Annotated in this window: 21 protein-coding genes and 1 tRNA gene; 11 read left to right on the top strand and 11 right to left on the bottom strand. The window is 60.9% G+C overall.

Going from position 1 to position 19,072, the window contains the following annotated elements:
• The first annotated feature begins 24 nt into the window (after positions 1-24).
• From mtgA to NAP1_RS00305, 4 genes are read left to right on the top strand one after another with little or no spacing between them, the layout of a single operon-like run.
• Entirely contained in the window at positions 25-720 is a 696-nt protein-coding gene (mtgA, locus tag NAP1_RS00320; protein WP_007163201.1) for a monofunctional biosynthetic peptidoglycan transglycosylase, read from the top strand.
• Between the two features lie 5 nt (positions 721-725).
• Positions 726-1,715 (top strand): cation diffusion facilitator family transporter, encoded by a 990-nt coding sequence (locus NAP1_RS00315; protein WP_007163200.1) that lies wholly within the window; start codon positions 726-728, stop codon positions 1,713-1,715.
• Positions 1,715-2,320 carry a sigma-70 family RNA polymerase sigma factor gene (locus NAP1_RS00310; protein ID WP_007163199.1) on the top strand — a complete coding sequence of 202 codons (606 nt, stop codon included), beginning with the start codon at positions 1,715-1,717 and terminating at the stop codon, positions 2,318-2,320. The genes NAP1_RS00315 and NAP1_RS00310 overlap by 1 nt, the downstream gene beginning before the upstream one ends.
• The gene (locus NAP1_RS00305; protein WP_156777157.1) at positions 2,317-3,126 is read left to right on the top strand and encodes an anti-sigma factor domain-containing protein; all 810 of its coding nucleotides are present in this window, start codon (positions 2,317-2,319) and stop codon (positions 3,124-3,126) included. Before NAP1_RS00310 ends, NAP1_RS00305 begins: the two co-directional genes overlap by 4 nt.
• Positions 3,127-3,195: 69 nt before the next feature.
• Here the strand turns inward: NAP1_RS00305 and NAP1_RS16375 are convergent, their stop codons facing one another.
• Positions 3,196-3,399, bottom strand: coding sequence for a hypothetical protein (locus tag NAP1_RS16375; protein ID WP_007163197.1), 204 nt, complete (start codon positions 3,397-3,399; stop codon positions 3,196-3,198).
• Between NAP1_RS16375 and NAP1_RS00300 the strand changes: the two genes are divergently transcribed.
• On the top strand, positions 3,398-3,967 hold the full coding sequence (locus tag NAP1_RS00300) for a fasciclin domain-containing protein (protein WP_007163196.1): 570 nt from the start codon (positions 3,398-3,400) through the stop codon (positions 3,965-3,967). The genes NAP1_RS16375 and NAP1_RS00300 overlap by 2 nt on opposite strands.
• Positions 3,968-4,096: 129 nt before the next feature.
• Here NAP1_RS00300 and NAP1_RS00295 read toward each other — a convergent pair whose 3' ends face one another.
• The 4 genes from NAP1_RS00295 to NAP1_RS00280 all read right to left on the bottom strand — a co-directional run bounded on the left by NAP1_RS00295 (position 4,097) and on the right by NAP1_RS00280 (position 7,320).
• A complete protein-coding gene (locus tag NAP1_RS00295) occupies positions 4,097-4,789 on the bottom strand; it encodes an aspartate/glutamate racemase family protein (protein WP_040464109.1) in 693 nt (230 codons plus the stop codon).
• Between the two features lie 7 nt (positions 4,790-4,796).
• A complete protein-coding gene (locus NAP1_RS00290) occupies positions 4,797-5,141 on the bottom strand; it encodes a hypothetical protein (protein WP_007163194.1) in 345 nt (114 codons plus the stop codon).
• Positions 5,141-6,403 carry an ATP-dependent Clp protease ATP-binding subunit ClpX gene (gene clpX, locus NAP1_RS00285; RefSeq protein WP_007163193.1) on the bottom strand — a complete coding sequence of 421 codons (1,263 nt, stop codon included), beginning with the start codon at positions 6,401-6,403 and terminating at the stop codon, positions 5,141-5,143. The genes NAP1_RS00290 and clpX overlap by 1 nt, the downstream gene beginning before the upstream one ends.
• Before the next feature lie 209 nt (positions 6,404-6,612).
• Entirely contained in the window at positions 6,613-7,320 is a 708-nt protein-coding gene (locus NAP1_RS00280) for an ATP-dependent Clp protease proteolytic subunit (RefSeq protein ID WP_007163192.1), read from the bottom strand.
• 116 nt (positions 7,321-7,436) lie between these two features.
• Here NAP1_RS00280 and NAP1_RS00275 point away from each other — a divergent pair, with 116 nt between their 5' ends.
• Both NAP1_RS00275 and NAP1_RS00270 read left to right on the top strand, forming a co-directional pair.
• A complete protein-coding gene (locus tag NAP1_RS00275) occupies positions 7,437-8,966 on the top strand; it encodes an amidase (RefSeq protein ID WP_007163191.1) in 1,530 nt (509 codons plus the stop codon).
• A gap of 54 nt (positions 8,967-9,020) precedes the next feature.
• Positions 9,021-10,349 carry a sodium:proton antiporter gene (locus NAP1_RS00270; protein WP_007163190.1) on the top strand — a complete coding sequence of 443 codons (1,329 nt, stop codon included), beginning with the start codon at positions 9,021-9,023 and terminating at the stop codon, positions 10,347-10,349.
• A 75-nt stretch (positions 10,350-10,424) separates the two neighbouring features.
• Here the strand turns inward: NAP1_RS00270 and tig are convergent, their stop codons facing one another.
• Both tig and NAP1_RS00260 read right to left on the bottom strand, forming a co-directional pair.
• Positions 10,425-11,996, bottom strand: coding sequence for a trigger factor (tig, locus tag NAP1_RS00265; protein ID WP_007163189.1), 1,572 nt, complete (start codon positions 11,994-11,996; stop codon positions 10,425-10,427).
• A gap of 59 nt (positions 11,997-12,055) precedes the next feature.
• Positions 12,056-12,140 (bottom strand) — tRNA-Leu (locus NAP1_RS00260).
• 179 nt (positions 12,141-12,319) lie between these two features.
• Here NAP1_RS00260 and NAP1_RS00255 point away from each other — a divergent pair.
• From NAP1_RS00255 to NAP1_RS00245, 3 genes are read left to right on the top strand one after another with little or no spacing between them, the layout of a single operon-like run.
• Entirely contained in the window at positions 12,320-12,607 is a 288-nt protein-coding gene (locus NAP1_RS00255; protein WP_007163188.1) for a DUF3297 family protein, read from the top strand.
• Between the two features lie 51 nt (positions 12,608-12,658).
• The gene (der, locus tag NAP1_RS00250) at positions 12,659-14,086 is read left to right on the top strand and encodes a ribosome biogenesis GTPase Der (RefSeq protein WP_007163187.1); all 1,428 of its coding nucleotides are present in this window, start codon (positions 12,659-12,661) and stop codon (positions 14,084-14,086) included.
• Positions 14,086-14,580, top strand: a complete 495-nt coding sequence (locus NAP1_RS00245; protein ID WP_007163186.1) for a DUF2721 domain-containing protein — start codon at positions 14,086-14,088, stop codon at positions 14,578-14,580. Before der ends, NAP1_RS00245 begins: the two co-directional genes overlap by 1 nt.
• A 43-nt stretch (positions 14,581-14,623) precedes the next feature.
• On the opposite strand, the gene bfr is transcribed toward NAP1_RS00245, so the two are convergent.
• Positions 14,624-15,127 carry a bacterioferritin gene (bfr, locus tag NAP1_RS00240; protein WP_007163185.1) on the bottom strand — a complete coding sequence of 168 codons (504 nt, stop codon included), beginning with the start codon at positions 15,125-15,127 and terminating at the stop codon, positions 14,624-14,626.
• Between the two features lie 160 nt (positions 15,128-15,287).
• On the bottom strand, positions 15,288-15,503 hold the full coding sequence (locus tag NAP1_RS16615) for a bacterioferritin-associated ferredoxin (protein WP_007163184.1): 216 nt from the start codon (positions 15,501-15,503) through the stop codon (positions 15,288-15,290).
• 202 nt (positions 15,504-15,705) lie between these two features.
• On the opposite strand from NAP1_RS16615, the gene NAP1_RS00230 reads away from it, so the two are divergent.
• Positions 15,706-16,452 (top strand): hypothetical protein, encoded by a 747-nt coding sequence (locus NAP1_RS00230; RefSeq protein ID WP_007163183.1) that lies wholly within the window; start codon positions 15,706-15,708, stop codon positions 16,450-16,452.
• A 14-nt stretch (positions 16,453-16,466) separates the two neighbouring features.
• On the opposite strand, the gene NAP1_RS00225 is transcribed toward NAP1_RS00230, so the two are convergent.
• On the bottom strand, positions 16,467-17,759 hold the full coding sequence (locus tag NAP1_RS00225; RefSeq protein ID WP_007163182.1) for a DUF418 domain-containing protein: 1,293 nt from the start codon (positions 17,757-17,759) through the stop codon (positions 16,467-16,469).
• Positions 17,760-17,862: 103 nt separating this feature from the next.
• Positions 17,863-18,852 (bottom strand): SPOR domain-containing protein, encoded by a 990-nt coding sequence (locus NAP1_RS00220; RefSeq protein ID WP_241761150.1) that lies wholly within the window; start codon positions 18,850-18,852, stop codon positions 17,863-17,865.
• Positions 18,853-19,072 lie beyond the last annotated feature (220 nt).

The following is a 19,072-nucleotide window of genomic DNA, read 5'->3' as shown; positions in this document are numbered from 1 at the left end:
GCGCAGCCGAGTAATCGGCGCAAAATGGCACAGGCGAAAACCCGCTCAATCCCCGCACGCGTCGCGCGACTGATCGCGCAGATCATCCTGTGGTTCATCGGGCTAAGCCTGCTTCTGGTGATTGCCTACAAGTGGCTCCCCATCCCCGTCACCGCGACCATGGTGATGGATGAAAACGGCATCACCAAAGATTGGGAGAGCCTCGACAATATCGACCCCAACCTTGTGGCAGCCGTAATCGCGGCGGAGGACTCCAAATTCTGCGAGCATTTCGGCTTCGACACCGAGGCTATCGAGCAGGCAATGGAGGAGAACCGCGAAGGCGGACGCATTCGCGGTGGCTCGACCATCAGTCAACAGACCGCCAAGAACGTCTTCCTGTGGCAAGGCGGCGGCTACTTCCGCAAGGGCGTGGAAGCGTGGTTCACGTTCTGGATCGAAGCCGTCTGGGGCAAGCGCCGGATCATGGAGGTCTATCTCAACGTCGCAGAAACAGGGATCGGGACTTACGGCGCCGAAGCCGGGTCGCAGCGCTATTTCGGCCACTCCGCCGCCCGCATGTCGCCGGACGAGGCGAGCCGTATGGCCGCAGCGCTCCCACAGCCCAAGAAACGCGCTGTGGTCAGCCCCGCTGGCTGGCTCGCGCGGCACGGTAATTCCATCGAGGCCCGGATTAACGTCGTCAAAGGTGACGGGCTCGACGACTGCGTCTATCAATAGACCCGATGGCGCACGCACACGCTCACCACCACGGCCATTCTCATCCGCACAGCTCGGGTGAGAGCGATTGCCACGGCCTGCATGACCGCCATGGCCATCACCACGCGCCCAAGGATTATGGCACCGCATTTATCCTCGCCATCCTTCTCAACACCGGTTTCGTGATCGTCGAGGCGACGTTCGGCTTCCTCTACGGCTCGATGGCGCTCGTGGCAGATGCCGGACACAACCTGTCGGACGTTCTCGCCTTGCTCCTTGCATGGGGTGCCAGCGTGGCCGCCAAGCGCGCACCGACCGAACGGTTCACCTATGGATACAAGAGCTCCACGATCCTTGCCGCGCTTGCCAACGCCCTGCTTCTGGCGGTCGCGATCGGTGCGATCCTGTTCGAGACGATCCATCGCATGTTCGAACCTGCCGAGCCTCAGGGCATGGTGATGATGATAGTCGCTGGAATCGGGATCGTCATCAATGCGGGCACGGCTATGCTGTTCCTTCGCGGACAGGAAGATCTCAATATCAGGGGCGCTTACCTTCACATGGCCGCCGATGCGCTGGTTTCGGTCGGCGTTGTCCTCGCCGGGCTTGCGATCCTGCTGACCGGTCTCGCATGGATCGACCCCCTCGTCAGCTTCGCAATCGTCGCAATGATCGCTTGGGGCACATGGGGACTTGCCAAGGACTCTATCCTTTTGAGCTTGCTTGCAGTTCCTGCAAGGCTTGACGTGGCCGAGGTGCGCGCGCATTTGGCTCGCATGGACGGGGTGGACGACGTGCACGACTTACATATCTGGCCGATGTCGACGACCGAGACGGCATTGACCGCGCATCTTGTGATGCCCGGAAAGCCGGCGAGCGACACGTTCCTGAAATCGGTTTCAGACTCGCTCGAAGCGCGCTTCGGGATTGGCCACTCGACGATCCAGGTCGAAAGCGACCCGTGCGAGCATGGCTGCGAAGACGGATCACCAGAAAGCGAGATTACACAACACTGATGGTCGATGGTGGCTCACCCAAGGCATCCGATGCCAATGCGGACGCTGCCAAGGCGGCCCGCGAACGCCTGCGCGCTCAGATGGTTCGCCTCGCCGAAGGGGACCAGAGCGCACTCGAAGAGGTCTATGAAGCAACCCGCGTGAAACTGTTTGGCATCTGCCTGCGTATCTTGGGCGATCGAAAGGAAGCCGAGGACGCATTGCAAGACGTCTACATCAACCTGTGGCAGCGCGCCGGTAGCTACGACCCCTCGCGGGCGAGCCCTATCTCGTGGCTGGCGACATTTGCGCGCAACCGCGCGATTGATCGCCTGCGCACCGGGAAAGTGCGTGGCGGAGCTGTGCCTGTTGAAGAAGCAGCACCGCTTGCCGACGAAGCTCCACTGGCGGACAGCTTGCTGATCGATGCGGAAAAATCCGCACAGATTCACACCTGCCTCGACACTCTCGACGATCGCACCGCGATGCATATCCGCAGCGCGTTTTTCGATGGCTACACTTACGCGCAGCTGGCCGAGCGCGCCGACGTGCCACTGGGCACGATGAAGAGTTGGATCAGACGCGGGCTGCAACGCCTGCGTGCTTGCCTGGAGGCGAGCGAATGAGCAGTCCGAGGGATCAGGACATGGATGACGATTTCAAGCGCGGCAACGCCTTGTCAGCGGCCGAGTATTCGCTCGGCCTGCTTGAAGGCGAGGAATTGCTCGCCGCCAAGGGCAGGCTCGCGAATGACGACGGCTTTGCCTGGCGCAAGGTCTGGTGGGACAACTGGTTTGCCCCGCTGACCGACCAAATGCCTGCCGCAGAGCCGAGCCCACAGGTTTGGGAGCGTATCTCCGCCGAGATCAAATTGCGCCCAGCCGATGACATGCCCGCAAGCGGCGTGGTCGCTGCCAATGACGGGACTGAGAGCAACGTGGTCGATATCACCGCACGCCTGCGCCGCTGGCAGTGGACCGCCGGCCTGACCGGCGCAGCAGCGGCGGTTCTCGCCGCGGTCGCATTTGTCGGTGAGGGCACTGGCCCTGCTCCGGTCCCGACCGCGACCGAGGCTCCGCAATTTGCGAGCGCAGATCCACTGGTGGCGCAGGTACCGATCGGCGACACCGGCCTGCGGCTCGACGTGACCTATATTCCGGAAAGCGACCGTCTGTTGGTGGGCGCGATCGGCCTTACCGCTGACGGCGTGCACGATCACGAATTGTGGCTCGTTCCCGAAGACGGCAGTGCACTACAATCGCTGGGCGTCGTCGCGCCGGGCGAGGTGCGCAGCTTTGAGCTGACAGACGAGATCGTCGGCAACATGGGAAGCGGCGTGAATCTTGTCCTCACGCGGGAGCCCATTGGCGGCAAGCCTGAAGGTGAAGATGCGGGCCCAGTTGTGGCCGAAGGCACTTTGACCTCCGTCTAATCTTGCTCGCGACGAGCATTCTCCAGTACTGAAAAGAGCTGATACGGCGCCCCTAGACGGGCGCCGTTGTCATTTCTGCGTGCAGCAAGCGAACGCGCTTGTGTACACATCGCGTACCAATTTACTCGCTTCATCGCATGCACGAGGCGTTTCAACGTTGCTTTCTGCCAATTCTGCAACAAAATCGAGAATTGCTCGCATCCGGTGCAGCAGCGCCAGCGTAGTTCTCCATGCAAGACCGGGAGGGATTGCGACAATGGAGAGATCAATCATGACCACTGCCAAGACCTTCCGTAACTTCGTCATCGCGGCTGTCGCCGCAACCACCGGCATCGCTGCCGTTGCCACCGCACCGGCCTATGCGGGCCACCATCACCGCACCGCGAGCACGCAGGCTCCGAACATCGTTCAGACCGCGCAATCGACCGGCGTTCACAACACGCTCGTTGCAGCCGTGACCGCGGCAGACCTCGCTGGCACCCTCTCGAACCCTGGCCCGTTCACGGTGTTCGCCCCGACCGACACTGCCTTTGCAAAGCTCCCCGACGGCACCGTTTCCACGCTGCTTCGTCCCGAAAACAAGGGCACGCTGACCACCGTCCTCACCTATCACGCCGTGTCGGGTTCGGTGACGTCGAGCGATCTTGTGAGCCTCATTAAGCGCCACAACGGTACCGCGACGATCGAGACGCTTGCAGGCGAAGAACTGACCGCTCGCCTGTCGGGTGACACGATCGTCATCACCGATGCCAAGGGCCGCGCCACCGCCGTGACGCAGGCCGACGTCCAGACCTCGAATGGCGTCATCCACGTGACCGACGGGGTGTTCCTCCCCGCCTAACCCTTAAACCCTCTCACAGCTGGCGCTGCCCCCATCGATCCCCCCTCCCAACCCGGGGTCAGCGCCGACAACCGCCCCGCCCGGTCGTACCTCCACGACCGGGCGGGGTTAGTTTTTGGGCGTGGTTTTTTACGAGAGCGCGAAGTCGACGGCGGCTAGCGCATGCAGTTCAGTCGTGTCGAAAACTGGCACAGGACTGTCGCTCTGGCTGATGAGAAGCATGATCTCCGTGCAGCCGAGGATCACGCCTTGCGCCCCCTGATCGACCAGCCTTGCGATGATCTCGCGATAGGTTTCTCGCGAGGCATCGAGCACTTCGCCCGCAATCAGTTCTTCGTAGATGATCCGATGAACCTCGGCCCTGTCGCCGGCTTCCGGGATGATCACGTCGAGCCCGTGATGCTCCTCGAGCCGCTCGCGGTAGAAGTCCTGTTCCATGGTAAAGGCTGTGCCCAGAAGCGCCATTTTGGTCAGCCCTTCTGCGCAGGCCGCATCCGCCGCGCTATCGGCGATATGCAGCAGCGGGAGGTCGCTCGCCTCCTCAACATCGTCGGCTAGCTTGTGCATCGTATTAGTGGCAATCAGCAGGCAATCGGCTCCGCCCGCTTCGAGAGAGCGGGCACTGTCCGCCATCGCCTCGCCCAGTTCCTCCCACTCGCCATCCGCCTGCAACTGCGCAATCGGCGCGAAGTCGAGGCTGTGCAGAAGGATGCGCGCCGAGTGAGGCGAGCCCAGTCGGTCGCGCACTGCCCGATTGATGATGGCGTAGTATTGCGCCGAGCTTTCCCAGCTCATCCCGCCGATTATACCGATCGTTTTCAAGCGAAAGTCAGCCTTGTTCGTTCGCCCAGCGCACCAGGAGCCACAGGATGAAGACCTGGGCAGCAGCGCCGACAAGGCTGGCAATCACGACCCCGGTTCCCGGTTCACCTCTGATGCTTTCCGGCGGGAAAAGCGCCGGGGTGAACACAGCCAGAGCTATCGCGCCGATAATGACAGCGGGCACGAGCCAGATGATGAGCCAGCGCGGGCCGTAGGATGTTGGCTTGAGAGTGAAGCCGAATTGCCGGGGCAGGCGATCATATCCGGCGAAGCGACGCTCCGCCCAGAATGCAGATGCAATGAGGAACAGGCAGGTTACAGCTGCAAGCAGCAATGGCCCGCCTGAAACCATCAGGCCGCTTCTTCCTTCGCCTCGCCGCCATGGACGCGGATCGGGTCTTTCTTGCCTTCGACCACATCCTGATCGATCACGATTTCGGCAACGCCTTCCATATCGGGAAGGTCGAACATCGTATCGAGCAGAATGCCTTCGACGATCGAGCGCAGGCCGCGCGCGCCGGTCTTGCGCTTGATGGCGCGTTCGGCAATCGCGACGAGGGCTTCGTCGGTGAAGGTCAGGTCAACATCCTCAAGCTCGAACAGCTTGCGGTACTGCTTGACCAGCGCGTTCTTCGGCTCCTTCAGGATCGTGACCAGAGCATCGACGTCGAGGTCGTGCAGGGTCGCGATCACCGGCAGACGACCGACGAATTCCGGGATGAGGCCGAACTTGAGAAGGTCTTCAGGTTCGCTCTTTTCAAGCAGTTCGCCAACCTTGCGCTTTTCCGGATCGGCGACATGCGCGCCAAAGCCGATCGAACGCTTCTGCAGGCGGTCGGCGATGATCTTGTCGAGACCGGCAAACGCGCCGCCACAGATGAACAGAATGTTGGTCGTGTCGACCTGAAGGAATTCCTGCTGCGGGTGCTTGCGACCGCCCTGTGGCGGGACGGAAGCGGTGGTCCCTTCCATCAGCTTGAGCAGAGCCTGTTGAACGCCCTCACCCGACACGTCGCGCGTGATCGAGGGGTTTTCCGCCTTGCGCGTGATCTTGTCGATCTCGTCGATGTAGACGATGCCGTGCTGCGCTTTCTCGACGTTGTAGTCCGATGACTGCAGCAGCTTGAGAATGATGTTCTCAACGTCTTCACCCACGTAACCCGCTTCGGTCAGCGTGGTGGCGTCGGCCATCGTGAACGGCACGTCGAAGGTACGCGCCAGCGTCTGTGCGAGCAGCGTCTTACCCGTACCGGTGGGTCCCACCAGCAGGATGTTCGACTTGGCCAGTTCAACCCCGTCGGCTTTGCCCGAGTGCTTCAGGCGCTTGTAGTGGTTGTGAACCGCGACCGACAGGTTCCGCTTGGCCGAGTTCTGGCCAATCACGTAGTCGTTCAGCGTTGCAAAAATTTCGGAAGGGGTCGGGACCTCGCCTTCCTTCTTGCCGGCAATGCCAGCCTTCGTCTCTTCGCGGATGATGTCGTTGCACAGCTCCACGCATTCATCGCAGATGAACACGGTCGGGCCGGCGATGAGCTTGCGCACTTCGTGCTGCGACTTGCCGCAGAAGCTGCAATAGAGGGTGCTCTTGCTGTCAGATCCGCTCAATTTGGTCATTCCTGTTGTCCTCGGATCCAGTGGGCCAAATTGAGAGAATCCGACCCATGGATTCGGCAAATGTATCTTTCCCGCCAGATGAATCAACTCATCGGCGTCGATTTTTGGTCCACGTTACGTGGTAATCGTGCACCACTTATGAAGATTGGCCTGAACCATCGGTAAGCGCGTCCCATGCTGGGGCGCTTACCAAGGTTCAATTTAAGGCCTTACTCGGGCGCGCCGCCCGAACCTTTTTCCTCTTCGCCTTCGTCACCTGACTCAGGGCGGGTTTCGAAGACCTTGTCGACGAGGCCGAACTTCATCGCTTCCTCAGCCTCGAGGAAAGTGTCGCGGTCCATTGCCTTCTCAATCTCGTCGAGGCTCTGGCCGGTGTACTTCACGTAAAGGTCGTTCATGCGCGAACGAATGCGCAGGATCTCGCGAGCCTGGATCTCGATGTCCGAGGCCATACCGCGCGCACCGCCCGAAGGCTGGTGGACCATAATGCGGGCATTGGGAAGCGCGACACGCATGCCCGGCTCACCTGCGGCAAGCAGGAAGCTGCCCATCGACGCAGCCTGACCGATGCACACGGTCGAAACGCGCGGCTTGATGTACTGCATCGTGTCGTGGATCGCCATGCCGGCAGTCACCACGCCGCCCGGCGAGTTGATGTACATGCTGATCGGCTTCGAGGGATTTTCGCTCTCGAGGAACAGCAGCTGGGCAACGATCAGCGATGCCATCGTGTCCTCGACCTGGCCGGTCACGAAAACGATGCGTTCGCGAAGCAGCCGGCTGAAAATGTCGAAGGCTCGCTCACCCCGGCTCGACTGCTCGACCACGGTGGGCACCAGAGCTCCCGTCAGCGGGTCGCGCTCGAACTGGCCCTGAGTGCCGTGGGTTTCGCCGGAATTGCCGAACAGATCGATCATGAAAGGATTTCCTCGTCCAAAAGTTTGACCGTCTATGTCGGACGCGACTGTCGATTGTTCAAGGGGATTAACTTTGCTCTTGGGGAAAGGGCGGAAAAGTGCCAGCATCCTGCCCCATGATCAGGACATCTGCTGCGCTCATAGCGCTCTCGCTTTCCCTTGGCCTTTCATCAGCCAGCGCTCAAGAGAATGAGGCGAACAGCGCATCGCACATGCATGACAGCTTCGGCGAGACCATGCGCGTCACTGACTACATCCTTCGTATTCAGGCGCTCGACGATAACGGGCCGGAATTGAACGCGGTTATTGATTACAATGTCGAAGCACCGGTCGAAGCGCGCAGGCTCGCCTCCACCGGTATCCTGCGCGGGCGCAGTGTGCTGGTGAAAGACAATATCGACACACGCGAATTCGCGACCACTGCAGGCAGCCTTGCACTGGCGAACAACCGGACGGGCCGCGATGCGCCGCTTATCGCCAACCTGCGCGCTGCTGGCGGAGTGGTACTGGGCAAGACCAATCTTTCCGAGTGGGCGAACATTCGCTCCAACGATTCCACCAGCGGGTGGAGCGCGGTCGAAGGGCTGACCCGCAACCCACATGCAATCGATCGCAACACCTGCGGTTCCTCCTCGGGCAGCGGTGCGGCGGTCGCGGCGGAATTTGCATGGGGCGCAATCGGGACCGAAACGAATGGATCGATCACCTGCCCGGCCTCGATCAACGGCGTCGTCGGCTTCAAGCCTTCGGTTGGCATAGTGAGCCGCACGCATGTCGTGCCGATTTCGAGCACGCAGGACACCGCAGGGCCGATGACGAGGACGGTCTATGACGCGGCGCTTCTGCTTTCCGCCATGGCTGGTGAAGACGAGGCAGACGCAGCGACAATCGGCGTACCGCGCATCGCAGACTACACGGCGGGCCTTGGCGATTTCAGCCTCGAAGGGGTTCGCATTGGCGTCATGCGCGAGCAGGTTGGAAACAACGAACAGGTCGAAGAGGTGTTCGAAGCGGCCTTGAAAGATCTTAGCGACGCAGGGGCCGTGCTGGTCGATATCGAGTTCGAGCCTAATTCTGAAATGTACCGCGACAGCTTCACCGTGCTGCTGTTTGAGCTGCGGGAGCAAATGGGCAAATACCTCGCCTCGATCCCGGAGATGGAAGGCGCAGAGACGCCGCGCACGCTTGCCGACTTGATCGCGTTCAATGAAGCCAACGCGGACACGGAAATGCGCTGGTTCGACCAAGGCATTTTCCAGACCGCCGAAGCCACGACCGACCGCGAGGCTTATGAGACAGCCCGCGCCAACGCGATCCGGATCGCAGGCGAAGAAACGCTCGACAAGCTGATGGCCGACAACGACGTGCGGTTCCTAGTCTCACCCACCAGGGGGCCTGCATGGATGAGCGACCTCGTGCTCGGAGACCAGTTCAACGGCTCGATCGGTTTCGGCTCGCCTGCCGCGATTGCAGGCTATCCGCATCTCACCGTGCCTATGGGGCATGTCGAGCGGTTGCCTGTCGGGATCAGCTTCTTCGGCGCGAAATGGGCCGATCACGATGTGCTGAAAGTGGGCGCAGCCTATGAAAGAGCGCGCACGGCCGAATTGCCGCGCCCTTCCTTCCGCCGCTGGTCGCCCGAGTGACGCCCTAGGCGTAGGTTCGGGAACCTCGACCCCGACCTGCGCGTAGAGAAAGGCATGGTCGAACCCCGCATTTTCATGATTGCAGCGTTTGGCGTGGCGCTCGTGCTTGCCGTTGCGCTTGAGCGAAAGCTCGCCAGATTCTCGCTCAGCCTGCCTATGGTCTACGTGCTGGCGGGGTTTCTGATCACGCTCCTCCCGGTCGACTTGCCCTCGCTCAATCCAGCATCCGACAGCTTCGATGCGTTGACGCTCGAATATGTGACCGAATTCATCGTGATCGTTTCGCTCGCTTCGGCTGGCATCGCGATCGACAGGCCTGTCAGCTGGACGAATTGGGGGCAAATCTGGCCGATGCTTGCAGTCGCGATGCCGCTCACCATTGCTGGCGTTGCCTTTCTCGGCTGGTGGGCGCTGGCCCTGACACCGGCGAGCGCGATCCTTCTGGGGGCGGCCCTGGCGCCCACCGACCCGGTGCTCGCGCGCAGCGTGCAGGTCGGCCCACCGATGCAGGATGAACGCAACGATGTGCGCTTCAGCCTAACGGTCGAGGCAGGGCTCAACGATGGCCTCGCCTTTCCATTCACCTATCTCGCGATCGCAGCGATCGGCATGACGAGCCTGGGCAACTGGACGCTTGAATGGGCCGGGTTCGACCTTGTCTGGCGTATAGCAGCAGGACTGGCCATCGGCTGGGCCATCGGGCGGATCGGCGGCTGGTACGTCTTCGAATTCGAAGCCGACACACCGATGGACGAGTTCGAGGAAGAAGGTCCCCGCTACCAAACGCGTGAAGGGCTTGTGGTGCTAGGCACTCTTCTCAGCGCTTATGCCATCGCAGAGCTTATCGAGGGATACGGGTTTCTCGCCGTCTTCGTCGCTGGCGTCGTCGCGCGCCAGCTTGAGAACCGCAGCGAATACCACCGGATCAGCCACCACTTCATCGACCAGCTCGAACACATCGTGCTGATTCTCGTCCTGCTCGGCTTTGGCATGATGCTGGGAAGCGGAGTGCTCGACGCGCTGACCTGGCCTGCCGCCCTTATTGGGCTCGCTCTGATCTTCATCCTGCGCCCGATCAGCGGGATGCTGGGCCTCGCACGTTGCGGGCTGCACACCTATGGCAAGTTCGCCATCGCGTTTCTGGGAGTGCGGGGGATGGGGTCGATCTACTACCTTGCCTACGGCCAGAATGCTGGCGACTTTCAGGGCCTCGATGTGCTGTGGGCGACGGTCAGCTTCGCGATCCTTGTATCGATCGTGGTCCATGGGTTGCTTGCCGGGCCGCTGGTGCGCTTTGTCGAGCGTGGCGGCTACCATGTCGATCACACGGGCGAAGACATCTACCGCGAGGGCGAAGTCGAAGAAGCCAAGGCGGCGCAGTAACGCTCCGGCAAATACGAAAAGGGCCCGGTCAGCATGCGCTGGCCGGGCCCTTTCGTGATTATGCGGTGATGAAGCTTACTTGTCGGCGCTCTTCTTGGCCGGAGCTTTCTTGGCAGCCGGCTTTTTGGCCGGGGCCTTCTTAGCGGCAGGCTTCTTCGCCGGTGCTTTTTTGGCGGGAGCCTTCTTGGCGGCCGGCTTTGCCTCGGCATCGTCTGCCTTCTTGGCCGGAGCCTTCTTCGCCGGCGCTTTCTTCGCAGCAGGCTTCTTGGCAGGAGCCTTCTTTTTCGGCGCAGCCTTGGCCTTTTCCGCTTCGGCTTCCTCGTCCGCTTCGATTGCGGCCTGCAGTTCTTCGGCGGTCACTTCACGCTCGGTGACATCGGCCTTGTCGAACAGGAAGTCGACGACCTTGTCTTCGTAAAGCGGTGCGCGCAGCTGGGCAGCAGCCATCGGCTCTTGCTGGATGTACTGTACGAAACGCTCGCGATCTTCTTCGCGATACTGAGCAGCGGCCTGCTGGATCAGCATGTTCATTTCCTGGCCGGTCACTTCGACGCCGTTTGCCTGACCGATTTCGGAAAGCAGAAGGCCGAGGCGCACGCGGCGTTCGGCGATGCCCTTGTAATCGTCCTTCTCGTCCTCGATCTGCTTGAGAGCGGCTTCGGGATCTTCTTCCTTGGCGGCTTCCTGCTGAAGCTGGGCCCAGATCTGTTCGAACTCGGCATCGACCATCTTCGAAGGCACTTCGAAGTCGTGACCCGCAGCCAGCTGGTCGAGCAGCGAACGCTTCATCTGCGTACGCGTGAGGCCAGCGGTCTGCTGTTCGAGCTGACCCTTCATGATTTCCTGAAGCTTCTCGAGGCTGTCGAGGCCGAGGTTCTTGGCGAACTCGTCGTCGATCTTGGTCTCGGTTTCGACCTTCACCGCCTTAACGGTGACGTCGAAGGTTGCTTCCTTACCGGCGAGGTGTTCGGCCTGGTAATCTTTGGGGAAGGTCACGGTGATGGTCTTCTCATCGCCTGCCTTCACGCCGACCAGCTGCTCTTCAAAGCCGGGGATGAACGCACCCGAGCCGAGAACCAGCGCAGCATCTTCGGCCTTGCCGCCTTCGAATTCCTCGTCGCCAAGCTTGCCGACGAAGTCGATGATGAGCTGGTTGCCGTCGGCTGCCTTCTTGGTCTTGGCAGCGTCCTTGTAGCTCTTGTTCTGACCGGCAATGCCAGCGATCGCTTCTTCGATCTGCTCATCCGAAACCGGAACGGTCAGCTTTTCAAGCTTGAGACCTTCGATGCTGGGCGCGTCGACCTGCGGGAGCACTTCGAGCTCGACCGTGATTTCGGCATCCTTGCCTTCTTCGTAGTCTTCGTTGAGCGAAACCGCCGGCTGCATGGCCGGGCGCAGGTCCTCGTCCTTGATCAGCGAATCGACCGAATCGCGGATCATGTCGTTGAGCGTCTGGCCGTGAAGCTGCTCGCCGTGCATTTTCTTGACGAGGTTTGCCGGCACCTTGCCCGGACGGAAGCCCGGCATCTTCACCTGCGGGGCGACCTTTTTGATCTCCGCGTCGATCTTGTCCGAGATCTCTTTCGCGCTCAGAGTGATCACATAGGCGCGCTTGAGGCCTTCGTTGGTGGTCTGCTTGATAGCCATGAGTAGTGAACTTGTGCCTTCTAATATGGATCGAGGGGATCAGCGAGCCAGGGCGAAGTTGGTGCGGGCGAAGGGACTCGAACCCCCACATCTTGCGATACTGGTACCTAAAACCAGCGCGTCTACCAATTCCGCCACGCCCGCCTGCCCGAACGAAGCCGCGCGGGAAACCGAAAGGTCCCCGCGCGCGTTGCCGATGGCCTCTAGAGACGTTGGCGCAAAAGGGCAAGCGCCCAGAGTAGTGATAAGTGTGCGCAGTGATAGATGTGCGAAGTGATGTGCGCGCTTGTTTCGCCGGCAAAGCGGCCCTATGGGCGCTGCCCATGTCTGAAGAACAAAAAAACGATCTCCCGCCCGACCACCTCTCGGTCAATCCGCGCAGCGAACACTTCAACGCCGAAGTGCTTCAGCGCGGCGTTGGCATCAAGTTCAAGGACCGGGTGCGCACCGACATCGAGGAATACTCGATTTCCGAAGGCTGGGTCCGGGTGCAGGCGGGCAAGACCGTCGACCGCAAGGGTCAGCCGCTGACGATCAAGCTGACCGGTCCTGTCGAGGCATGGTACGAAGATCTCGGCGACAATCCGCCGGTTGCTAAGAAGGAAGGCTAATCGGCCCGTTTGCTTGCCAAGTGGCGAGTGAAGCGCCACTTGCGTGTGCAAATGAAACCCCAGGTCATCATCATCGGACGCCCCAACGTGGGCAAATCGACGCTGTTCAACCGGCTCGTCGGCAAGAAACTCGCGCTGGTCGATGATCAGCCGGGCGTGACGCGCGACCGCCGCATGGGCGATGCCGAGATTGCGGGGCTGAAATTCACCATCGTCGATACCGCCGGTTGGGAAGATGAGGACGAGCTCACCCTGCCCGGCCGCATGCGCAAGCAGACCGAGGCGAGCCTCGAGGGCGCTGATGCGGCGCTTTTCGTGGTCGACGCGCGTGCTGGACTGACCCCGCTCGACGAAGAGATTGCACGCTATTTGCGCGAACATGACGTGCCGATCGTGCTGGTTGCGAACAAGGCGGAGGGTTCCGCAGGCGAAAGCGGCGTGCTTGAGGCCTACTCGCTCGGCTTTGGTGAGCCGCTCGCAGTGTCGGCTGAGCACGGCGAAGGCATTGCAGACCTGTTCGGTGGGCTTTGGCCAATCATCGGGGAAAAGGCCGACGCCGCAGAAGTCGAAGACGAAATCGAAGAGAGCGAAGACGAGGACGCGCCGCTGGGCCCGCTCAAGCTCGCGATTGTCGGACGGCCCAATGCGGGTAAGTCGACGCTCATCAACCGGCTTCTTGGCGAAGATCGCCTGCTGACCGGCCCGGAAGCTGGCATCACGCGCGATTCGATTGCGATCGACTGGGAATGGACTGATCCGAAGTCGGGCGAAACTCGCGAGATTCGGCTGATCGACACCGCAGGCATGCGCAAGAAGCGCAATGTGGTCGAAAAGATCGAGAAGCTCTCCGTCGCCGATGCGCGACGCGCGGTCGATTTTGCCGAAGTCGTCGTGCTGCTGCTCGACGCGACACAGGGGCTTGAGCACCAGGACCTCAAGATCGCATCGCTCGCGCTCGAGGAAGGCCGCGCATTGATGGTCGCAATCAACAAGTGGGACGTTGCCGAGGAAGCCTCCTCCTTGTTCAACGGGATCAAGCAGGCGCTTCACGATGGGCTGGCGCAGGTGCGCGGGCTGCCGGTGCTTTCGGTGAGCGCCAAGACCGGCAAGGGCCTCGACGCCATGCTCGGCGCGGCTTTCACCTTGCGCGAAAGCTGGTCGAAGCGTGTGCCCACCGCCGCGCTCAACCGCTGGTTCGACGACGCGCTTGACGCCAATCCTCCGCCCGCACCCGGAGGCCGCCGGATCAAGCTGCGCTATATTACGCAGGCCGGCACCCGCCCGCCGCGTTTCGTAATCTTCGGATCACGCCTCGACGATTTGCCCAAGAGCTATGAGCGTTATCTGGTGAACGGCATCCGCTCCAAGCTTGGTTTCGAAGCGGTGCCGGTGCGCGTGACGCTCAAATCTCCTAAGAACCCCTACAACGCCAATCGCGGTGGAGGCGGTAACTACTCCGGAGGATCGTCGAAGAACTGATGCTCGACCTCCTACTAGCCACCAATATTGCCACAGACCTGCTTGAGCGCACCGCCGACACCCCTCGCGTCCTGCGCGCCGTACAGCTGAGCCTCGCGCCGGCGTTCCTGCTGGTCGGGATTGGCAGCATCATGAATGTCATCATGGCGCGGGTCACTTGGATCGCCGGACGAATCGAGCGGCTGTGCGAAACATCGGACGACCATCACACGGCGGAACAAAAGCGCGAACTCGATTGGCTGAAGCGCCGCCGGGTTCTGGCCCGCAGCGCGATCAAGTTCGCCACTGCGGCGGCTGTCGTCATCAGCATCGTCATCGCGCTGCTGTTCGTCTCCGCCTATATCGAGACGCGGCTGGGCACGATCGTTGCGGTCTTGTGGGTGACAACTGTTGTGCTTCTCATCATCGGTCTGTTCTCGTTCCTTCGCGAAACGCTGATGGCGTCCGAAGGCCCGCGTGAACAGCGTTGGCGCAAGAAAAAAGGCGAGGGCTAAAGAGCCTCCGCCTTTTTCAAGCGACGCCTAAGGGCGATCTCGATTACTTGGCGCCCGCGCCGGTTTCCCCTTCGCCAGCGGGTGCACTTTGCAGCTGGTTGTAGTTCTGCAGGCCCATACGCTCGATCATGTCGAACTGCGTTTCGAGGAAGTCGACATGCTCTTCCTCGTTGGCGAGGATGTCTTCGAACAGCTTCTCTGACGTGTAATCGCGCACGCTCTTGGCGTATTCGGCTGCGTCGCGCAGGAGCGGGATTGCCTCGTGCTCGAGCGCGAGATCGGCTTTCAGGATTTCCTCGACGCTCTCACCGACTTTCAGGTTGTGTATCGCCTGAAAGTTGGGAAGCCCTTCAAGGAACAGGATGCGCTCTGCCAGTTGGTCGGCATGGTGCATTTCCTCGATCGATTCCTTGCGCTCGTATTCGGCAAGCTTGGAGATGCCCCAGTCGGCAAGCACGCGATAGTGCAACCAGTACTGGTTGATCGCGGTCAGCTCGTTCGTGAGCGCCTTGTTGAGGTATTCGATGACTTTCGGATCGCCCTTCATGGCTCTCTTTCCTTGCAAATTTGAGTTTGCGCCAGGTCAATGCACTGGCGCCGGCAAGGAGACATATAGGGCCTCGCACCCCCTATGTGCAAGGGGATGGCAGAGATTTTTCGTTTAAAATCAGGGCTTTGCGATCCGTTCGCAATTGCGCTTCAGAAACTTATAATGCGACTTTCTCGCATTCCCTGCGCGCTGGATCGAGGTTTGCAACAAGGGCGCGTTCCTGCTCCAGAATTTCGCCAGCCTTTGCAAGGCATTGGCCGCAATTCGGACGTTTGCCGAGTGTTGCATACGTCGCCTCAGCGTCGCCGCCGCTCGTCAAAGCGGCCGCACGAAGGTCGGTTTCCCGGATGGCATTGCAAATGCAGATGTACATGGCGGCGCGAATCTCTCCTGCGAGGCGTTTGCAAAAAGGAATATATGCAACTCTTTCTCAATAGCAAGCGTCATTCGCGCGAAAATCGACCACGCGGCCCGGATGCCTGCCACGCTCTTTTGCAATTGCTCCGTTGCGCCGCTCGACTAGACTGGCTCAGTGACGGCCATGGCGTGTCGTTGCACTTTTGGGATCATGGGTCGTGACGCGCAGCCGAAACAGCAAATGGCACGCTTGCAGCAAGGCTCCTCTCGTTGCTCTCGCACTCGCGTTGGCAGCATGCTCTGCCCCGCCCGATAGCGAACGCGCCGCGATCGAGGCGAGCATCCTGAGCACATCGGGTCAGGAAGAATTGTGGCGTACGATCCTCGAGGAGTATCCCGACGACTTCGCCGCACTGGTGAGCGAGATCGAAACCATCGACCCACAACAGCGCAGCGACGAGGCCGTGGTTGAGCAGGTCGGCGCCCGCTGGCTTCAGACCTTTTTCGAACGTGTCGCGCCCGATGCGGTGCGCGCTCCATCTGGACAATTGCTCGCCTGGAGCAAGGCCGAACATGCGCTCTACAAGAGCCTCCAAAGCGCAGCGACGCCGCAATGCGCGCAGCTAACCATGGGCGAGTGGATCACCATCGACCCTGACAACCTCGAAGCGACCTCGGCAATCGCGAGAAGAAACGCCGCGATGGTGCGCGCGGCGTCAGCTGGCAGACAGATGCCATCCGACTATGCCGACCCGAACGAGCAGGACCTCCAGCAATTCGGCAACGCGATTGCAGCAACCGGGCTGGCCCCGCCGCTTCAGGCCGCCTTGGGTTCGACCGAGCAGATGGAAGCGCTCACCGCGACGCAGCAATGCGCGATAGGTGTGGCTGTGTTCGAAGCACTTACCGCTTTACCTGACGAAGACGAGCCTGTGATGGCCGCCTACATGCTCGCCCCGGAATAGGGCCGTGTCGCCAGTTATCGCTTGAGGGCGAAGAGCTGGCGATAGGTGAGGCAACGCCACAGCCATTCCAGCGGACCATAGCGATAACGATCAAGCCACGGCTTCGACCATGCCAGCATAAGGACCCATGTGAGAGCGGTGACGAGATACAATTGCGGGCGATTGAGCTCACCGAACAGCCCCAGCGCCCAGCCGTGAAACACGAAGAGCATTACGATCGATGTGCCGAGGTAATTTGTGAAAGCCGCCCTGCCCGCCGCTCGAACGCGCTCCGCCAGCCACCCGGTCCATGCGGGCGAATAGGTGACGAGCAGCGCCGCCAGCCCCAGCACCATTGCGAGACGCGGCAGCGGGCTCCAGCCGAGAAACGCGGCGTTTCCGGCGTAGAATGTAAAGCCGGCCTGTTTGACGATCAGGCCAAGTCCGAGATGAGCGAGGCCCCCGCCAATCACGCCTATCCAACCCCACATGACCATCTTCGATCGATTGAACGCGCCGCTGAAGAAGCCGAGGCGATAAAGCGCCATGCCAAGCAGCATAAGCGGAAATGTTTCGAAGAAGAACAGCGCCGGATTGGCTAGGACCATCGCTCCTTCCTCGCTCACGCGGCGCTCGACGAAGGCACCATAATCACCAGACTGCTTGATCTCGGTCATCTCGGCATCGTCTTCGAGAGCAGCTGTGATACCCTCTTCCATCGCTCCGCGCGCTTCGGCCATTTCGGGCATGTCACCCACCGAGGTATCAACGACGAGATACGGGAAGGAGAACATCGCCAGATACAAAAGCGCGCCGAAGAAATAACCGACGAGGCCAACGACAAGCTGCGATTTGACCGTCCAGCGCATGCACGCGACCGCGATGAAGCCTATCAGCGCGTACATGGCGAGGATGTCTCCGATCCAGATGAAGAAGAAGTGGATCAGACCGAAGATCAGCAGGATGAACAATCGCCACAATTGCAGCTTGCGAGTCCCCCCGCGTGCCCAGGTCCGCTCCATGAACAGGTACATGCCTGCACCGAACAGGATGGTGAAAAGGCCGCGCATCTTGCCATCGACGAGGATGAATTGCGCAATCCACATCCAGCCGCCCGGATCGCCTGCTCCGCCGATGAAGGCTTCTGGGTAGATGTAGGCGTTGAAGGGCTGGCCAAAGGCGACGATGTTGGCCGCGAGGATCCCCATGACCGCGATCCCGCGGATAAAATCGAGGCTCGAAATTCTCTCGCTTGCTTTTACCGGTGCCTGGTCCGTGCTGGCTTCGTCGGAAAAGACTTCCGGCCCGGCCGCTATCGCGTCACTCATCTGCGTTACCCCTGATCCCTAAGGTGCCGCATCGTAGCAGCCTCGCGGATCAGGGAAAGCGTTCAGGCAAATTGCCTGTGATCATTGCAGTAAAGTGTGGCTTTTAGCTGTTGCCAGCGACGATGCAGCCCTGCCCCTGACGCTTGAGCGCATCGCAAGCAGACTGTGCTGCGGAGCGGCTGGAAAACCCGACGGCCTGGAGCCGAGTGACATTGCCGCCAGGGACCAGAGCCTTGCGCGTACCGGACAGTGCCGGATTGCTCGACACCTGAGACCAGAGCCGGTCGGCATTACTCGGAACGCCGAATGCGCCGAGCTGCACGCGCCAATTGCCCGAAGGCCGCGGCGTTGCGGATACGGGCGTCGGCACCGCGGGTTGCTGAGCAGCAACGCGCGTTGGCGCCGGTGACGGTGCTGGCTGAACCGGCTGCTGTGTCGTTGCCGCTACCTGAGGAACGGCTCGTGCGGGGCTCGGCGTCCCGGCAGGCGCATTTGCTGGTGGTGCCGGACGCGAGCCCAGATCAACCGCCGCAAGCTGAGCACTGCGGCGCGCCTGCGCGTCTTCTTCAAGCTGACGGGCCAGCAACTGAGCGCGCTGGCGCTGGGTCAGCGGGATGTAGTTATCCATCTGCTGCAGCGCATTGCTCGCCTGTGGCAGGCCCGAGCCGTTGGAAAGCGTCATCAGCGCATAGGCGCGCACCCAATCCTTCTGCGCATAATCTGCATTGAAATGCGCAAGGCCCAGCACATACTGCGCACGCGGATCACCGCGATCGGCAGCGGCACGGATTAAAGGCATCGCGGTGTCCTGCTCGCCCTGTTGGAACAGCAGGAGCCCGTAGTTGTCAGCCGCCTGGACGTGGCCCTTCTCGGCGGCCTCTGCATAAAGCTGGCGCGCACGGGAAATGTCGGCATTGACCCCGCGACCGAGACGATAAGCCTGCGCGAGATTGAAGATCGCATCGGCATCGCCGTTTTGAGCGGGGATACGCCATTCGGCGACTGCGGCGTCATAATCGCCCGAGCTCCAGGCATCGACTCCGGCTTTCACATCGGCAGCTGCGGGCGCCGCAAAAAGTGCGAGCGCTGCCATGGGGGCCGCGACAAAGAGCGATTTGAAAAGGCTACGATTTACCATCTTTACTGAACTCCACGGTGTGCACCACGTGTGGGCGATCTGGATACAACGGCGTCGTTCTTAACCAAATAATGGTTAGCATATCGTTGACCACGCCCTGAGGCCTTTGCGCGCGATCCGCTCAATCCTGCGGGGTTCGGTAAGGGCCACGTTGTTAACCCAAAATTAGGGGTAG

It is taken from the genome of Erythrobacter sp. NAP1, from assembly GCF_000152865.1.
Taxonomy (GTDB): Bacteria; Pseudomonadota; Alphaproteobacteria; order Sphingomonadales; family Sphingomonadaceae; genus Erythrobacter.
Note: the sequence above shows the minus strand (reverse complement) of the source record. Positions and strands in the feature narration are given on the sequence as shown.

Excerpts from the sequence above, each read along its gene's own strand:
- NAP1_RS00275 (WP_007163191.1), top strand. The coding sequence starts at position 7,437 with ATGATCAGGACATCTGCTGCGCTCATAGCGCTCTCGCTTTCCCTTGGC.
- NAP1_RS16375 (WP_007163197.1), bottom strand. The coding sequence starts at position 3,399 with ATGATTGATCTCTCCATTGTCGCAATCCCTCCCGGTCTTGCATGGAGA.
- clpX (WP_007163193.1), bottom strand. The coding sequence starts at position 6,403 with ATGACCAAATTGAGCGGATCTGACAGCAAGAGCACCCTCTATTGCAGC.
- NAP1_RS00280 (WP_007163192.1), bottom strand. The coding sequence starts at position 7,320 with ATGATCGATCTGTTCGGCAATTCCGGCGAAACCCACGGCACTCAGGGC.
- NAP1_RS00225 (WP_007163182.1), bottom strand. The coding sequence starts at position 17,759 with ATGAGTGACGCGATAGCGGCCGGGCCGGAAGTCTTTTCCGACGAAGCC.
- NAP1_RS00255 (WP_007163188.1), top strand. The coding sequence starts at position 12,320 with ATGTCTGAAGAACAAAAAAACGATCTCCCGCCCGACCACCTCTCGGTC.
- NAP1_RS00220 (WP_241761150.1), bottom strand. The coding sequence starts at position 18,852 with ATGGCAGCGCTCGCACTTTTTGCGGCGCCCGCAGCTGCCGATGTGAAA.
- NAP1_RS00310 (WP_007163199.1), top strand. The coding sequence starts at position 1,715 with ATGGTCGATGGTGGCTCACCCAAGGCATCCGATGCCAATGCGGACGCT.
- NAP1_RS00245 (WP_007163186.1), top strand. The coding sequence starts at position 14,086 with ATGCTCGACCTCCTACTAGCCACCAATATTGCCACAGACCTGCTTGAG.
- bfr (WP_007163185.1), bottom strand. The coding sequence starts at position 15,127 with ATGAAGGGCGATCCGAAAGTCATCGAATACCTCAACAAGGCGCTCACG.
- NAP1_RS00270 (WP_007163190.1), top strand. The coding sequence starts at position 9,021 with ATGGTCGAACCCCGCATTTTCATGATTGCAGCGTTTGGCGTGGCGCTC.
- NAP1_RS00305 (WP_156777157.1), top strand. The coding sequence starts at position 2,317 with ATGAGCAGTCCGAGGGATCAGGACATGGATGACGATTTCAAGCGCGGC.
- der (WP_007163187.1), top strand. The coding sequence starts at position 12,659 with ATGAAACCCCAGGTCATCATCATCGGACGCCCCAACGTGGGCAAATCG.
- NAP1_RS16615 (WP_007163184.1), bottom strand. The coding sequence starts at position 15,503 with ATGTACATCTGCATTTGCAATGCCATCCGGGAAACCGACCTTCGTGCG.
- NAP1_RS00300 (WP_007163196.1), top strand. The coding sequence starts at position 3,398 with ATGACCACTGCCAAGACCTTCCGTAACTTCGTCATCGCGGCTGTCGCC.
- mtgA (WP_007163201.1), top strand. The coding sequence starts at position 25 with ATGGCACAGGCGAAAACCCGCTCAATCCCCGCACGCGTCGCGCGACTG.
- NAP1_RS00315 (WP_007163200.1), top strand. The coding sequence starts at position 726 with ATGGCGCACGCACACGCTCACCACCACGGCCATTCTCATCCGCACAGC.
- tig (WP_007163189.1), bottom strand. The coding sequence starts at position 11,996 with ATGGCTATCAAGCAGACCACCAACGAAGGCCTCAAGCGCGCCTATGTG.
- NAP1_RS00290 (WP_007163194.1), bottom strand. The coding sequence starts at position 5,141 with ATGGTTTCAGGCGGGCCATTGCTGCTTGCAGCTGTAACCTGCCTGTTC.